Origin of the sequence: Fontimonas sp. SYSU GA230001 (genome assembly GCF_040066175.1) — a bacterium.
Classification (GTDB): domain Bacteria; phylum Pseudomonadota; class Gammaproteobacteria; order Nevskiales; family Nevskiaceae; genus Solimonas.
The window spans coordinates 46,357-60,954 of the sequence record NZ_JBEAAM010000008.1; the positions used below are offsets into that span (position 1 = coordinate 46,357).

At 66.1% G+C, this 14,598-nt stretch carries 15 protein-coding genes and 1 tRNA gene; 6 read left to right on the forward strand and 10 right to left on the reverse strand.

The annotated features are described in order from the left end of the window. Positions 1-51 precede the first annotated feature (51 nt). Positions 52-621, forward strand: coding sequence for an elongation factor P (gene efp / locus AAG565_RS04910; protein WP_348818440.1), 570 nt, complete (start codon positions 52-54; stop codon positions 619-621). Between the two features lie 5 nt (positions 622-626). After that, positions 627-1,616 (forward strand): EF-P lysine aminoacylase EpmA, encoded by a 990-nt coding sequence (epmA, locus tag AAG565_RS04915; protein ID WP_348818441.1) that lies wholly within the window; start codon positions 627-629, stop codon positions 1,614-1,616. Here epmA and AAG565_RS04920 read toward each other — a convergent pair whose 3' ends face one another. The 5 genes from AAG565_RS04920 to AAG565_RS04940 all read right to left on the reverse strand — a co-directional run bounded on the left by AAG565_RS04920 (position 1,617) and on the right by AAG565_RS04940 (position 5,522). Continuing rightward, positions 1,617-2,387 (reverse strand): TSUP family transporter, encoded by a 771-nt coding sequence (locus tag AAG565_RS04920; protein ID WP_348818442.1) that lies wholly within the window; start codon positions 2,385-2,387, stop codon positions 1,617-1,619. Between the two features lie 7 nt (positions 2,388-2,394). Further along, on the reverse strand, positions 2,395-2,730 hold the full coding sequence (locus AAG565_RS04925; RefSeq protein WP_348818443.1) for a hypothetical protein: 336 nt from the start codon (positions 2,728-2,730) through the stop codon (positions 2,395-2,397). Positions 2,731-2,739: 9 nt separating this feature from the next. Next, a complete protein-coding gene (locus AAG565_RS04930; RefSeq protein ID WP_348818444.1) occupies positions 2,740-4,170 on the reverse strand; it encodes a PhoH family protein in 1,431 nt (476 codons plus the stop codon). 277 nt (positions 4,171-4,447) lie between these two features. Continuing rightward, complete coding sequence (locus AAG565_RS04935) at positions 4,448-4,912, reverse strand: peroxiredoxin (RefSeq protein WP_348818445.1); 465 nt, start codon at positions 4,910-4,912, stop codon at positions 4,448-4,450. A gap of 70 nt (positions 4,913-4,982) precedes the next feature. Beyond that, positions 4,983-5,522 carry an ACT domain-containing protein gene (locus AAG565_RS04940; RefSeq protein WP_348818446.1) on the reverse strand — a complete coding sequence of 180 codons (540 nt, stop codon included), beginning with the start codon at positions 5,520-5,522 and terminating at the stop codon, positions 4,983-4,985. Positions 5,523-5,617: 95 nt separating this feature from the next. Here AAG565_RS04940 and dapA point away from each other — a divergent pair, with 95 nt between their 5' ends. From dapA to AAG565_RS04955, 3 genes are all read left to right on the forward strand, one after another. After that, the gene (gene dapA, locus AAG565_RS04945; protein WP_348818447.1) at positions 5,618-6,496 is read left to right on the forward strand and encodes a 4-hydroxy-tetrahydrodipicolinate synthase; all 879 of its coding nucleotides are present in this window, start codon (positions 5,618-5,620) and stop codon (positions 6,494-6,496) included. Further along, a complete protein-coding gene (locus tag AAG565_RS04950; protein ID WP_348818448.1) occupies positions 6,496-6,825 on the forward strand; it encodes a hypothetical protein in 330 nt (109 codons plus the stop codon). Before dapA ends, AAG565_RS04950 begins: the two co-directional genes overlap by 1 nt. A 53-nt stretch (positions 6,826-6,878) precedes the next feature. Next, positions 6,879-6,971, forward strand: a tRNA-Ser gene (locus tag AAG565_RS04955). A gap of 431 nt (positions 6,972-7,402) precedes the next feature. Here AAG565_RS04955 and AAG565_RS04960 read toward each other — a convergent pair. From AAG565_RS04960 to AAG565_RS04970, 3 genes are all read right to left on the reverse strand, one after another. Further along, positions 7,403-8,560, reverse strand: a complete 1,158-nt coding sequence (locus AAG565_RS04960) for an acyl-CoA dehydrogenase family protein (protein WP_348818449.1) — start codon at positions 8,558-8,560, stop codon at positions 7,403-7,405. 159 nt (positions 8,561-8,719) lie between these two features. Continuing rightward, entirely contained in the window at positions 8,720-10,852 is a 2,133-nt protein-coding gene (locus AAG565_RS04965; RefSeq protein ID WP_348818450.1) for a 3-hydroxyacyl-CoA dehydrogenase NAD-binding domain-containing protein, read from the reverse strand. A gap of 19 nt (positions 10,853-10,871) precedes the next feature. Then, positions 10,872-12,077: an acetyl-CoA C-acetyltransferase gene (locus tag AAG565_RS04970; RefSeq protein ID WP_348818451.1), complete on the reverse strand. Its 1,206-nt coding sequence runs from the start codon at positions 12,075-12,077 to the stop codon at positions 10,872-10,874. A gap of 207 nt (positions 12,078-12,284) precedes the next feature. Here AAG565_RS04970 and AAG565_RS04975 point away from each other — a divergent pair, with 207 nt between their 5' ends. Next, complete coding sequence (locus AAG565_RS04975; protein WP_348818452.1) at positions 12,285-12,905, forward strand: TetR/AcrR family transcriptional regulator; 621 nt, start codon at positions 12,285-12,287, stop codon at positions 12,903-12,905. 207 nt (positions 12,906-13,112) lie between these two features. On the opposite strand, the gene AAG565_RS04980 is transcribed toward AAG565_RS04975, so the two are convergent. Both AAG565_RS04980 and AAG565_RS04985 read right to left on the reverse strand, forming a co-directional pair. Continuing rightward, complete coding sequence (locus AAG565_RS04980) at positions 13,113-13,670, reverse strand: hypothetical protein (RefSeq protein ID WP_348818453.1); 558 nt, start codon at positions 13,668-13,670, stop codon at positions 13,113-13,115. Then, positions 13,667-14,593 (reverse strand): alpha/beta fold hydrolase, encoded by a 927-nt coding sequence (locus AAG565_RS04985; protein WP_348818454.1) that lies wholly within the window; start codon positions 14,591-14,593, stop codon positions 13,667-13,669. The genes AAG565_RS04980 and AAG565_RS04985 overlap by 4 nt, the downstream gene beginning before the upstream one ends. Between the last annotated feature and the right edge of the window lie 5 nt (positions 14,594-14,598).

The following is a 14,598-nucleotide window of genomic DNA, read 5'->3' on the forward strand; positions in this document are numbered from 1 at the left end:
CGGGCCGTCAGCCGCCCGGGCCGCGACTTCCGCAACACGCAACGGGCATTTATGGCAACTGTCAGCACCAACGAAATGAAGGCCGGTACCAAGCTCCTGATCGACGGAGATCCGTACTCGGTGATCGACAACGAATATCGCAAGCCGGGCAAGGGCCAGGCGACCAACACGCTGAAGATCCGCAACCTCAAGACGGGGCGCGTGCTGGAGCGCACGCTCAAGTCCGGCGACACGCTGGAAGTCGCCGACGTCGAGGACAAGGACATGCAGTACCTGTACAACGACGGCGAGTTCTGGACTTTCATGGACCCGAAGTCCTACGAACAGGTGCAGGCGGGCAAGGAGGCCATGGCCGATGCCGCGCAGTGGCTCAAGGGCGAGGAAACCGTCCGCGTGACCTTCTGGAACGAAGTGCCGCTGGTGGTGTACGCGCCGAACACGGTGGAGCTGACCATCGTCGAGACCGACCCGGGGCTCAAGGGCGATACCGCCACCGGTGGCAGCAAGCCGGCCAAGCTGGAGACCGGCGCGGTCGTCAAGGTGCCGCTGTTCATCCAGCAGGGCGAGAAGATCAAGGTGGACACGCGGACCGGCGAATATCTGGCGCGTGCCGGGAAGTAGATGACGTGAGGCGTGAGGCGCCGGACTGGCGTCCGTCCGCCAGTCTCGAAGTGCTGAAGCAACGGGCGGCGCTGTACGGCGCCGTCCGTTCCTTTTTTGCGGCGCGCGGCGTGCTCGAAGTCGAGACGCCGATCCTGTCACGTCACGCGACGGTCGATCGGCACATCGACAGCTTTGCGGTTTCAGCGCCTCACGCCTCACGTCTCGCGCCTGACGTCTTTCTGCACACCTCGCCCGAGTTCGCGATGAAGCGGCTGCTCGCTGCCGGCAGCGGACCGATCTGGCAGATCGCGCGCGTGTTCCGCGCGGACGAGCAGGGGCGCCATCATAATCCGGAATTCTCGATGCTGGAGTGGTACCGCCCTGGCTTCGATCACCACGACCTGATGGACGAAGTCGCCGAGCTGCTCGCCGCCTGCGGCGTCCCCGGCGGCTGCGGGCGGTTGAGCTATTGCGAGGCGTTCCAGCGGCACGCGGGCTTCGATCCGTTCACGGCCGACGCCGCCGACCTGCGCAGCCGTTTGCGTGCCCACGGCATCGACGAGCCGCTCGGCCTGACGCACGACGAGATCGGCGACCGGGACTTCTGGCTCGACCTGTGGATGTCGCGCGTCGTCGGCCCGCGTCTGGGCACGGACACGCCCGAGTTCATCTACGACTTCCCGGCCTCGCAGGCGGCGCTGGCGCGCGTGCGCAAAGACGATCCGCCGGTGGCCGAGCGTTTCGAGCTGTTCTGGACGGGCATCGAGCTGGCCAACGGCTTTCACGAGTTGACCGATGCGGCCGAGCAGGAACGGCGTTTCCGCGCCGACCAGGCGTGGCGGCGTGCGCGCGGCCGCGTCGCGCCGCCCTATGACGTCAATCTGATCGCGGCGCTCGCACACGGGATGCCGCCCTGCGCCGGCGTCGCTCTGGGGCTGGACCGGCTGCTGATGCTCAGGCTCGGACTGGCCTGCGTCGCAGACACGCTGTCGTTCGCCGCCGACCGGGCGTGATCATTGCCGCCCGATGTCCCAGGCGAAGCGCAGGATCAGCAGGCCGACGATGCCGATGAAGAGCCGTCGCACGAAGGCGCTGCCCTTGCGAATCGCCATGCGCGAACCGGTCAGGCCGCCGGCGAGGTTGAACACGGCCATCGGCACGGCGATCTCGTAGCGCACGTGGCCGTCCGAGGCGAAATAGCCCAGCGCCGCCAGATTGGTGACGACATTGACGAACTTCGCCGATGCCGACGCGGCGAGAAAACTGAAACCGAACAGGCCGACGAAGGCGAACACCAGGAAGCTGCCGGTGCCGGGCCCGAAGAAACCGTCGTAGAAGCCGATCGCCGCGCCGGTGCCCAGGCCGATCCAGTGCTGCTGGCCGGGACTCAGACGCGGCGCATGCAGGGCCCCGAGATCCTTCTTCCACAGCGTGTAGGCGAGCACGACGACAAGCAGCGCGAGGATCAGCGGGCGGAACGCATCGGGTGGCATCCGTGCCGCGATGCGCGCGCCGAGAAAGCCGAACAGCAGCGCGCTGGCAGCGGTCGGCAGCGTCGCGCGCCATTCCATCGGTACGCGGCGCAGATACTGCAGCGTCGCCGAAGCCGTGCCCCAGACGCTGGCGAACTTGTTGGTGCCCAGCAGCGTGGCCGGCGCCAGCTCCGGCAGCAGCACGAACAGCGCCGGGATCTGGATCAGGCCGCCGCCGCCGACTACCGCATCGACGAAGCCGGCGAGAAAGGCGAAGCCGCACAGCGCCAATAGCTCGAAGCCGGACTCCAAGACCGCTCTACAGGATCTTGCTGACGCTGGCCGGGATCTCGAAGCGGCGGCCGTCGAGGACGCGGTTGAGCAGCAACGTGATCCACTGGCGCGTCGTCGTCAGCTTGCGGATGACGATGAACACCTTGCCGTTTTCCTGCAGGATCTCGTAGCGCTCGACCGTGACCGTGATCGGCTCGCGTTCGCCGCGCATCAGCACGTGCGCGACGATGCGGCCTTGCGCGGTATCGACGGTGCAGTCGCGCACATCACCGTACTCGCCGAATTTTTCGTTGAAGAAGGTCTTGAGTCCGACGCCGAGGGCGCCGTCCTTCACTGCCTTGCCGAGCCGACCGATGATCATGCGCGCACTCTACAGAATATCCGAGGCGTGGGCGGCCAGGCGCGACCGTTCGCCGCGCGCCAGCGTCACGTGCCCGCCGTGCGGCCAGCCCTGGAAGCGGTCCACGACGTAGGTCAGGCCCGAGGTCGTCTCCGTGAGGTAGGGCGTGTCGATCTGGCTCAGGTTGCCCATGCAGATCATCTTCGAGCCGGGGCCGGCGCGCGTGATCAGCGTCTTCATCTGCTTGGCGGTCAGGTTCTGCGCCTCGTCGATGATGATGAAGCGGTTGAGGAAGGTGCGGCCGCGCATGAAGTTGAGCGAGCGGATCTTGATGCGCTTGGCGAGCAGGTCGTTGGTCGCCGCCCGCTCCCAGTCGCCGGCATTGCTGGTCTGCGTCAGCACTTCGAGATTGTCCATCAGCGCGCCCATCCACGGCGTCATCTTTTCCTCCTCGGTGCCGGGCAGGAAGCCGATGTCCTCGCCGACCGGCACCGTCACGCGCGTCATGATGATCTCGCGGTAGCGTTGCTCGTCCATCGTCTGCGCCAGCCCGGACGCCAGCGTCAGCAGCGTCTTGCCTGTTCCGGCGGTGCCGAGCAGCGTGACGAAGTCGATCTCCGGGTCGAGCAGCAGGTTGAGCGCGAAGTTCTGCTCGCGGTTCTTGGCGTGGATGCCCCAGACGCTGCTCTTGCCGTGGCGGTAGTCGCGGATCACGCGCAGTTCGGCGGTGTTGTTCTCGATCTTGCTGACGACCAGCTCCAGGCCGCGCTCGGTGTCGTCGGGGATGTAGAGGAACTGGTTGACGTGCCAGTCCTTCACCAGCGGCCCCTTGATGCGGTAGGCGGCGCGGCCGCGGCCGTCCTGCCAGCTCTCCATCTTGTCGCCGTGTGTGGACCAGAAGTTCGCCGGCAGCTCCTTGTACCCGCTGTACAGCAGGTCGAGGTCGTCGAGGACCTGATCGTTGTGGTAGTCCTCGGTGTGCACGCCGATCACGGCGGCCTTGATGCGCAGGTTGATGTCCTTGCTGACCAGCGTGACCTGGCGCGTCGGATGCTTGGTCTGCAACTCCAGCGCGTTGACCAGGATGCTGTTGTCCGGCTTGTTGCCGGGAATCAGGCCGGGCAGGGAGGTGTCGGGCGGGCGCGTCTGGAAGAACAGATGGCCGCTCGACGGCTTTCCGCCGCGGCCGCGGCCCGTGCCGTGGCCGTTGCCGCCGCGCACGCGCGGCAGGGGCAGGCCGTTCTCGATCTGCGCGTGGTTGCGCCCGTGCATCAGCTCGTCGAGAAAGCGGCTGACCTGGCGCGCGTTGCGTGCGACTTCGCTGGTGCCCTTCTTCGAGGCATCGAGTTCCTCGAGCACCACCATCGGGATGAAGAGATCGTGTTCTTCGAAGCGGTAGAGGCTGGTCGGATCGTGTAGCAGAACGTTCGTGTCGAGCACGAAGATCTTGCGCTTGCTCATGAGCGGATCGAGTCCCCGGGTGCACCGCGTGTCGCGGCGCGCCGTTGGAGTGGGCAGGAACGACGGCCGCCACCCGCTGCGGGGATGTCCATCAAGCGTGGCGTGCTGTCGCGGAAGGTAGGAATGGTCGTCTGCGCTGCGGATGATGCCGGTCCGCTTCGGCGAACCGTGCCAAGGCAATCTAGACCATCATCCTGCCGCCGAGGAAGACTCCCGCGGAATCCGGAATCGCGCTATGGTTTCGATCCGCGCACCAATCGCGGCGGCCTCGGCGCCATCACAGCGCACGGACGGCGTCGAGCACGGCCTGGGCGTGACCCTTGACCTTCACGCCGCGCCAGACCTGCCGCAGCCTGCCCTTCGCGTCGAACAGGAACGTGCTGCGGTCCACGCCCAGATACTTTTTCCCGTACAGGCTTTTCTCGCGGATCACGTCGAACACCGAGCAGGCCTTCTCGTCGGTGTCGGACAGCAGCGGGAACGGGAACTCGAACTTCGCGGCGAAATTCTCGTGCGAGCGCAGGCTGTCGCGCGACACGCCGAGCACCACGGCGCCGGCCCTGACGAACTCCGCGTGCAGGTCGCGGAAGTCCTGTCCTTCCTGCGTGCAGCCGGGCGTGTTGTCCTTGGGATAGAAGTAGATCACCAGCGCCTTGCCCTTGAACGAGGTCAGGCGGAGGTTCCGGCCGCCGGTGGCCGGGAGGTCGAGATCCGGGAGCGGGTCGCCGATCTGGAGCGTCATTGCGGGAGTCCTGTGTCAGCCGAGCGTGCGCTGCCTTACGCGGATGCCGGGCCGATGGATGCGGCAGCGGTCAGGTCTTGATCGGATCGAGCATGCCGTCGGCGTTGAGGTCGTCGCACAGGTCCATGAAGGACTCGCGCAGAGCCTGCGGATGCTGGTTGACCGGCACGTGCAACACCATCTGCACGCTGGCCATTTCGGCGCCGGTGTAGGTCGATTGGTACTTCTGCGTCGAGATCTCGACGACGATGACGTCCTGATGCTGGAAAAACTCCAGGATGTTGACCAGCAGGTTGGAGTCCTGCGGCGCGACGACCTCGGCGGCGTAGGGGCGATACTCGGGATTGACCGGGCGCGGATCGCAGCGCTCGAATCGCACCTGCAGTTCGAGCTTCTCGGCGATGCCGGGCAGCGCAGTTTCGAGCCGGCCAAGCGTACTCCAGTTGCCCGACACGAGCAGGTTCGCCGTCAGGCGGTCACCGATCTGCGCGATGCGGCAATCCTCGACCTCGCCGCCACGCTCGCGGATCGCCTTGAACAGTTCGAGCGGAACGTTGCCCTTGGGCTTGCCGATGGCGGAAACGGTGAGCAGGGAATCGGTCTGTGCCATGGTGCCAGCTGAAAAGATCAGACCTAAGTTTAATCGATTCGGGCCGACCGCTATACTTCACGCCCATTTTTTGCGGCGCTCCGCGCGCGATCCCCATGATCAAGGGCAGCATCGTTGCCATCGTCACGCCGATGTTTCCGGACGGGGCGGTGGACTGGAACAGTCTCGCCGGACTGGTCGAATGGCATATCGCCGAAGGCACCGACGCGATCGTCGCGGTCGGCACCACCGGTGAGTCGGCGACGCTTGATTTCGACGAGCACATCGAGGTGATTCGCCGCGTCGTCGGTTATGCGAAGAAGCGAGTGCCGGTCATCGCCGGCACCGGCTCGAATTCCACGGCCGAGGCGATCGCGCAGACGCGCGCCGCCAAGGACGTCGGTGCCGATGCGGCGCTGCTGGTGACGCCGTACTACAACAAGCCGCCGCAGGAAGGTCTTTACCGCCATTACAAGGCGGTTGCCGAGGCGGTCGATCTGCCGCAGATCCTCTACAACGTGCCCGGCCGCACCGGCTGCGACATGCTGCCGGCCACCGTCGCCCGCCTGGCCCGGATTCCGAACATCGTCGGGCTCAAGGAAGCCAAGGGCGAGCTGTCGCGCATCCGGGAACTGCTGGCGCTCGAGCTCGGCGCGCACTTCGCGATCTATTCCGGCGACGACGCCACCGCCTGCGAGTCGATCCTCGCCGGTTGCCAGGGCGATATCTCGGTGACCGCCAACGTCGCGCCGCGCAAGATGCACCGCCTGTGCGCCGCCGCGCTGGCCGGCGACCGTGCCGGCGCGCTCGCCCTGGATGCGGAACTCCGCGCCCTGCACAAGGATCTGTTCGTGGAACCCAATCCCATTCCCGTCAAGTGGGCTCTCGCCGAAATGAAGAAGATCCAGAACGGCCTGCGGTTGCCGCTCGTTCCCCTCGATCCGTCCCACCACGAGGTCGTGCGCGCCGCTCTGCGCGCCGCCGGAGCGCTGTGATGAGACCACCCCTGACTGCCCTGGCCGCCGCGGTCCTGCTCACGGCCTGTGGGGGTGTCAGTCGCCACTGCGTCGGCGAGTTCGAGTACCAGCGCGCGCAGACCCTGCCGGTTCCGGCGCAGGTGGACGGGCTCGCCGTGCGCGATTCGCCGTCGGCGCTGCAGATCCCGCCGCCGCCCGCGCATCCGGTGCCCTTCGCACGCGAGGTCGAAGACCCGAAGAAGCCCGGCAAGATGCGCACTGAATGCCTCGACGTGCCGCCGCCGCTGAACCTCAAGGCCGAACCGCCGGCCCCGGACGCCGCCAAGCCCGCGCCCGACCAGTCCTGAAGCGCAACCGGTATAATGCGCCCGCCGTGCGCCGGCCGGGATCGAGCCTCAACGGAGAGATGTCCGAGTGGTTGAAGGAGCACGCCTGGAAAGCGTGTATACGGTGACAAGCCGTATCGCGGGTTCGAATCCCGCTCTCTCCGCCAGTTGCTTAATTAAGGTTCTTCACCCGATTCCGGGGAACGCTGCGCGGATTTTGAGGAAGAAGTAGTGGTCGTCGTGTAGCGCGCCGCATGGTTTGAGGGTGGCTCAGCAGATGGCTTGAGGGTGTCTCAAAGGCCCTTACCGACGGCTCACACGTCCACCACGGACTCGCGCGCGGCGGCGCGCGAGATCGGCGGCAAGGCGCTCAAGCGATTGAGCGCCTTGTCCAGACCGGTCACGAGAACGCGCGTGCCCACTGGCCTTTAGCCGGCAAAACTACGCCGCCGGGTTGCTGTCGAGCTGATCGACCGTGTAGTCGCCGATGATCGCGCCGGAAAGCGAAGTCACTGACGCGAAACTATCGTGCTCGATGGGCAAAGAGAACGGCGCAGATCGCGAGATCTGCGCCGTTCTCTTTGCAGCGGTCCGTCGGTTACAGGAACCGCCCGATCAACTCCTTCATGATCTCGTTGGTGCCGCCGTAGATGCGCTGCACGCGCGAGTCGCGCCACAGGCGGGAGATCGGGTACTCGTCCATGTAGCCGTAGCCGCCGTGGAGCTGCAGGCACAGGTCGGCAATCTCGAACTGCTTGTCGGTGGTCCAGTACTTGGCCATCGCCGCGGTCACGGCGTCGAGCTTCTTGTGGAGCAGCAGCTCGGTGCACTTCTCGACCAGCACGCGGCCGAGCATGGCTTCGGTGCGGGCTTCGGCGAGCTGGAAGCGGGTGTTCTGGAAGTCGATCACGCGCTTGCCGAAGGCCTTGCGGTCCTTGACGTACTGCGTGGTGATGTCGAGCGCCAGTTCCATCGCAGCAACCGCCGCCCAGGCGACGATCAGGCGTTCCTGCGGCAGCTGTTCCATCAGCTGCACGAAGCCCAGGCCTTCGCCCTTGCCGAGCAGGTTGGTCTTGGGGATGCGCACGTTCTCGAAGAACAGCTCCGAAGTGTCCTGGCCATGCATGCCGACCTTTTCGAGGTTGCGGCCGCGACGGAAGCCCTGGACCTTGTCGGTCTCGACGACGACCAGCGAAATGCCCTTGGCCTTGTCGTTAGGGTTGGTCTTGGCGACCACGATGATCAGGCCGGCCTGCTGGCCGTTGGTGATGAACACCTTCTGGCCGTTGACGATGTAGTCGTCGCCGTCGGCGATCGCCGATGTGCGCACGCTCTGCAGGTCGGAGCCGGTGCCGGGCTCGGTCATGGCGATGGCGCCGACCAGTTCGCCGGTCGCGAGCCTGGGCAGCCAGGCCTGCTTCTGCGCTTCGGTGCCGTAGTGCAGGATGTAGTGCGCGACGATGCCGTTGTGCAGAGACAGGCCCCAGGCGCTGCAGCCGGCCTTGCCCTGTTCCTCAATCAGCACCTTCTCGAAGGCGATGGTGCCGCCGCCGCCGCCGTACTCGACCGGAATGCTCGGGCACAGCAGGCCCAGTTCACCGGCCTTGTTCCACAGCTCGCGATCGACGCAGCCCTGTTCGTCCCAGCGCAGGACGTTGGGCGCGACCTCGGTCTGCATGAAGCGCCGGGCGGTTTCCTGGAACATGCGCAGCTCGTCGGTGACGTAGCTGCCTTGGGCGAGAGCGGTGTTGAACATTGACGGCAATCCTGCGCAGTGGGGTAATGGATATGGATCCGTCATGCCCGCGAAGCTTGTCCCCGAGTGCTTCAGTCGGGGAACGGGAATCCAGGAAACCCGAGAGTCGCTCTGGATGCCCGCTTTCGCGGGCATGACGGTATGGAGTGTTGGCGACGCTTATTCGAACTTGCGGCCTTCCTTGGCCATCGCCACGAGGATGCGTGCCGGCTTGAAGCGCGCGCCGTACTTCTTTTCGAGTTCTCTGCTGCGCCTGACGAAGTTGGCGACGCCGTAGGCATTGATGAACTGCAGCGCGCCGCCCTGGAACGGCGCGAAGCCCCAGCCGAAGATCGAGCCGATGTTGGTGTCGGCGACGGTTTCGACGACGCCTTCTTCGTGGCATTTCGCCGCCTCGTTCGCCTGCGCGAACATCAGGCGGTCGATCAGCTCCTGCTGCGGCAGCTGCTCGGCGAGCGGGAAAACCTTCGTCAGTCCGTCCCACAGGTGCTTCTGGCCCCCTTGAGGGTAATCGTAGAAGCCCTTGCCGGCCTTCTTGCCGGGGCGGTTGAGTGAGTTGCACATCTTCTCGATCACCGCGACGCCCGGATGCTCCGGCGCGGTCTTGCCTTCGGCGGCGAAGTCTTTGCGCGTCTGTTCGAGCACGTGCATCGACAGCGACAGCGACACCTCGTCCTGCACCGCAAGCGGGCCGACCGGCATGCCGGCCTGCAGGCCCGCGGCCTCGATCGCGCGAGGATGCTGGCCTTCGGCGAGCAGCGTCATCCCCTCCATCGGATAGGTCGCGAAGCAGCGCGAGGTGTAGAAGCCGCGCGCGTCGTTGACGACGATCGGCGTCTTCTTGATCTGCTGCACGAAGTCGAAACCCTTGGCCAGCGTCTCCGGCGAGGTCTTCTTGCCCTTGATGATCTCGACCAGCGGCATCTTGTCCACGGGCGAGAAGAAGTGCAGGCCGATGAAGTTCTTCGGACGTTCGCTGGCCTGCGCGAGGCCGGTGATCGGCAGCGTCGAGGTGTTCGACGCGAACACTGCCGTCTTGGCGAGCTGCGCCTCGGCCTTCCTGGTGACGTCGGCCTTGATCGCGCGGTCCTCGAACACGGCTTCGATGACCAGATCGCAGCCCTTGAGATCCTCGTAGTTCGTCGTCGCCTTGATGCGGGCGAGGAATGCCTCCTTGCCCTGCGGCGTCTCGCGGCCCTTCTTGATCGCCTTGTCGAGCAGGCCCGCGGAATAGGCTTTGCCCTTGTCGGCGTTGTCCTGCGTAGTGTCGAGCAGCACGACCTCGATGCCGACCTTGGCCGAGACGTAGGCGATCCCCGCGCCCATCATGCCGGCGCCGAGGATGCCGAGTTTCCTGACGGTGGACTTCTCGAAGCCTTGCGGACGCGAGCCACCCTTGTTGATGCCGTTGAGCTGGAACCACAGCGTGCCGATCATGTTCTTCGACACCTGCGAGACCACGCAGTTGGCGAAGTAGCGCGACTCGACGGTGCAGCCCGTGTCGAAGTCGGTGATACCGCCTTCGAACACGCAGGACATGATGTTGGTCAGTGCCGGGTAGTTGCCGTAGGACTTGGCGCTGGCCATCGACGGCGCGATCGCCCACAGTTGCGCGTTGGCCGGCGACTTGGAGTCGCCGCCCGGCCACTTGAACTTCTTGTCGTCCCAGGGCTGCACCGGCTTGGGATTGGCGAGGCACCAGGCCTTGGCCTTGGCGAGCATGTCGTCGCGGTCGGTCGCCAGTTCGTGGAGGATGCCCTGCTGCTTGGCCTGGTCAGCGCGCAGCTCCTTGCCTTCGAGCATCAGCGGCAGCGAAGCCTGGATGCCGATCAGGCGCGGCAGGCGCTGCGTGCCGCCGCCGCCGGGCAGCAGGCCGAGCTTGACTTCCGGCAGGCCGAACTTGGCCTTCGGATCGTTGATCGCGACGCGGTAATGGCAGGCCAGCGCGAGCTCGAGCCCGCCGCCCAGCGCGGTACCGTTGAGCGCGGCGACCACCGGCCGGCCGCACTTTTCGAGACGGCGCAGGAAGGCCTTGTAGGCCTGCGCCATGTCGAAGGCTTCCTGCGGGTCCGTCATCGCATAGACCTTGTCGATGTCGGCGCCGGCGAGGAATTCCTTCTTGCCCGACGTGATGATCACGCCCTTGATCGACGGATCACTCTCGATCTTCTGGATCGCATCTGCGAACGGCCCGGTGAGTTCTTCGTTGAGCACGTTCATCGAACGGCCCGGCATGTCGAGGATCAGCGTGACGATGCCGTCGACGTCCTTGTTGAATTGCACTGCGGTCATGGTTGGATTCCTTTGATTCTCAGACACGCTCGATGATCGTGGCGATGCCCATGCCGGCGCCGACGCACAGCGAGGCCAGCCCGACCTGCTTGTCCTGGCGTTCCAGTTCGTCGAGCAGCGTGCCGAGGATCATCGCGCCGGTGGCGCCCAGCGGATGGCCCATCGCGATGGCGCCGCCGTTGACATTGATGCGGTCCATGTCGATGTCCAGATCGCGCGCCGCGCGCATCACGACGGCAGCAAACGCCTCGTTGATCTCGAACAGGTCGATGTCCTTGACGTCCATGCCGGCCTTCTTCAGCGCCTTGCGCGACGCCGGTGCGATGCCGGTGAGCATGATCGTCGGTTCCGAACCGATCACCGCGGTGGCGCGGATGCGCGCGCGGGCTTTCAGCCCCAGCTTCCTGCCGATCGCCTTGTTGCCGACCAGCACCGCGGCGGCACCATCGACGATGCCGGAGCTGTTGCCGGCGTGGTGCACGTGGTTAATCTTCTCCAGCGTCGTGTACTTGCGCAGCGCGGTCGCGTCGAAGCCCATCTGGCCCATCTGCTCGAAGGACGGCTTGAGCTGTGCGAGACCCGCCATCGTCGTGTCCGGGCGGATGTACTCGTCGTGGTCGAGCACGGTCAGGCCGTTGAGATCCTTCACCGGCACGACCGAGCGTGCGAAGCGGCGTTCCTTCCACGCCTGGGTCGCCAGGCGCTGCGAGCGCAGTGCAAACGCATCGACGTCCTGGCGCGAGAAGCCTTCGAGCGTCGCGATCGTGTCGGCGCCGATGCCCTGCGGCGCGAAGCCCGTCATCTGGTTGATGCGCGGGTCCATCGCCCACGCGCCGCCGTCCGAGCCCATCGGCCAGCGCGACATGCTCTCGACGCCGCCGCCGACCACCAGATCCTCGAAGCCGGACAGCACCTTCATCGCGGCGAGGTTCACCGATTCGAGGCCCGACGCGCAGAAGCGCGACTGGGTGACGCCGGCGACGGTTTCGGCCCAGTTCGCCGCGAGCACCGCGGTGCGCGCAATGTCCGCGCCCTGTTCGCCGACCGGCGTCACACAGCCGAGCACGACGTCATCGACCTTCGACGTGTCGAGATCGTTGCGCTGGCGCAGCGCATCGAGGCAGGTGACCACCAGGTGCACCGGCGTGACCTGGTGCAGGCTGCCGTCCTTCTTGCCCTTGCCGCGCGGCGTGCGCACGGCGTCGTAGATGAATGCTTCGGCCATGGGGTTCTCGTATTGCAGATTGCAGACCGCGCTTGCGCGATAAGGTAATCACAATTACCATCTGCGCGGGATGAACGCGGGCAGGGCGGATCCTACGCGAACGTAGGTCGGGCCCGGAGATTAAACAGCTCCGGCACCCCGGGTCAACGTGGCAAGCAGACGGGACGACGCCCGTCGAGTAAGAGTCGTTACTGAGAGGAGCCAGAGATGGGCAAGGCGCAGTCGGACGCGATCGACCGGAGCCAGCTGGATCCGGACACGCAGGTGCGCATCGAGCAGGCCGTGCTCGATGTCTTCGCCAACCGCGAGTTCCACCGCGTCGGCCTGATCGAGATCGCGCGCGGCGCGAACGTGTCGCTGCAGACGATCTACAAGTACTACGGCAGCAAGGAAGCGCTGCTGTTCTCCAGTCTCGACACCTGGCTCGGCCAGCTCGCCGCGCGGATGATCGATCACCTGCAGGGCATCGAGGATTACAAGGAGCGCCTGCGCAAGGTGTTCTGGGTCGCGCTCGATTTCATCGAACGCAATCCCAAGGTGCTGCAGCTGATGATGAGCTCGGTTTACATCAACACCTGGCGCAAGCAGGGCCAGTACGAGTATCCGGAACTGTTCGGCACCTTCATCCGCGTGCTCGCCGAAGGCCGCGCCAAGGGTGTGCTCAACGACCAGGTGGACGAGAAGATCCTGCTCGACTATTTCCTCGGCGTGCTGTTCCGCCTCGCGCAGTCCTGGGTGCAGCGCGGCATGAAGGACTCGCTCACGAAACAGGCGAATGTGTTGTTCGAGATGCTCTGGCGAGCCATAGCGAAACCCGTGGCGGCCTAGGCGAACTGCCTGGGGCCCCAGCCCCAGGCGTTCGTCGGGCACGAATTGCCACCGGCAGTCCGTGAAATCCCCGACTCACTGTTCGAGATGCTCTGGCGCGCGATCGCGAAGCCGGGTTCAATCAGCCGCAAGCTGTCGTCATGCCCGCGAAGGCGGGCATCCAGGGTCCGCAACCGAGCATGGATTCCCGCATGCGCGGGAATGACGTCAATCAGAGGATTCGGGCTTGCCGGTCTCGTCGACGAAGGGCAGCGCCAGCAGCGATGCGATGCGCGTGCCGAGTGTCACCGCGTCGGCGGCGCGCTCGAACTCGGCGGCCAGCACTGCGACGCCACCGGCCTCATGCAGTTCCACCGGGAAGACCGGGCTGGTGCGACGGCTCTCCGCAGCCGTCTCGCGCGACGCGACGACGCGCTCGAGCTGCAATGCATGCAGGCGTCGCGTGCGCCGCCAGATGACGAAGTCCTTGACGTCGAGGACTTCGCGCTTGCGCACGTCGATGGAGGTCCACTTGCGCGTCAGCAGCATCAGCCAGCCCGGCACGCCGAACACCAGAGCCATCGCGATCAGCAGTGCGATGCCCGGCAGGGTCAGCAGCATCTCGTGGTGACGCACCGAATCGACGATGCCCAGCAGCAGCTGCATCAGGAACCAGCCGCCGGCGATCAGCCACGGCAGGCCGAACAGGCGCAAGGCCAGACCGCCGCGGAAGCGGATCAGCAGCCGGCCGTCCATTTCGTCCGCGACGTAGCGGGGCCTGATCACGATGAGCCGTCGCCGGCCGGCTTGAGTGCTCGCGTGAAGAACTCGATCTGATCCGCCACCGCGCGCTCGAAGCCGTCGCCGACGTAGATGTCGAAGTGGCCGATGTCGTAACGCTTCACTTCCGCACGCGGACCGGCGCGCCGCGCCGCGTCCTCGGCCGCCGCCGGCGGCGCCACCGAGTCCTTCGTGCAGATGCAGATCAGGATCGGGCAGGGCAGCCGTGCGGCCTTGAGCAGCGGCCGGTACAGCGGCAGCTGCAGCATCCACGCGGCGGTGACTTCGTTGATCCAGTCCTGCGGGACGATCGCGCGGTAGCCGGACTGGGCGTCGTGTGAGGACATCGCCGCGAGTCCGCCGGGAGGCGCGACCAGCGCAATGCGATGCCGCAGGCCGGCGACCGCGCCCAGCGCATCCCAGGCCGCGTGCGCGGTCAGTTGCGCGACCTGCAGCGGACCCGCATAGCGCATCACGTTCACGAGCGCGGCGAGGCCGTCCATCATCGGCCCCTGGCTGCTGACCGCCTGGACGCGGCCATCCTCGACGGCTGCGACGACGACATGCCCGCCGGAGAACGAGCTGCCCCACAGCGCGATGCGTTTGCCATCCACGCCTTTGAGCGTGCGCGCGTGTGCGATCGCCGCGGCCCAGTCGTCGAGCTGGGCGCGGATGTTCAGGTGCTGGCGCGGCTCGCCGTCGGAGTCGCCGAAGCAGCGGTAGTCGAACACCAGCGCGTCCAGGCCGGCCTGCGCGAAGCGTTCGGCGAAGGCGTCGAGCCGCGCCGCGCGCACGCCGCCCAGGCCGTGCGCCATCACCACGCAGGGACGTCCCTGGTCGGTGGCCAGGGCTGTTCCCTGTCCCCGGAAGTGCGCGCCGCGGACGGTGATGCCGTGGCTCTCGAATTCAACCGCTGTGATGTCGGTCATGGGGA

Coding starts and splice junctions, on each gene's coding strand:
- efp (WP_348818440.1), top strand. CDS start 52: ATGGCAACTGTCAGCACCAACGAAATGAAGGCCGGTACCAAGCTCCTG.
- AAG565_RS04925 (WP_348818443.1), bottom strand. CDS start 2,730: ATGATCATCGGTCGGCTCGGCAAGGCAGTGAAGGACGGCGCCCTCGGC.
- AAG565_RS04930 (WP_348818444.1), bottom strand. CDS start 4,170: ATGAGCAAGCGCAAGATCTTCGTGCTCGACACGAACGTTCTGCTACAC.
- AAG565_RS04935 (WP_348818445.1), bottom strand. CDS start 4,912: ATGACGCTCCAGATCGGCGACCCGCTCCCGGATCTCGACCTCCCGGCC.
- AAG565_RS04940 (WP_348818446.1), bottom strand. CDS start 5,522: ATGGCACAGACCGATTCCCTGCTCACCGTTTCCGCCATCGGCAAGCCC.
- dapA (WP_348818447.1), top strand. CDS start 5,618: ATGATCAAGGGCAGCATCGTTGCCATCGTCACGCCGATGTTTCCGGAC.
- AAG565_RS04950 (WP_348818448.1), top strand. CDS start 6,496: ATGAGACCACCCCTGACTGCCCTGGCCGCCGCGGTCCTGCTCACGGCC.
- AAG565_RS04960 (WP_348818449.1), bottom strand. CDS start 8,560: ATGTTCAACACCGCTCTCGCCCAAGGCAGCTACGTCACCGACGAGCTG.
- AAG565_RS04965 (WP_348818450.1), bottom strand. CDS start 10,852: ATGACCGCAGTGCAATTCAACAAGGACGTCGACGGCATCGTCACGCTG.
- AAG565_RS04970 (WP_348818451.1), bottom strand. CDS start 12,077: ATGGCCGAAGCATTCATCTACGACGCCGTGCGCACGCCGCGCGGCAAG.
- AAG565_RS04975 (WP_348818452.1), top strand. CDS start 12,285: ATGGGCAAGGCGCAGTCGGACGCGATCGACCGGAGCCAGCTGGATCCG.
- AAG565_RS04985 (WP_348818454.1), bottom strand. CDS start 14,593: ATGACCGACATCACAGCGGTTGAATTCGAGAGCCACGGCATCACCGTC.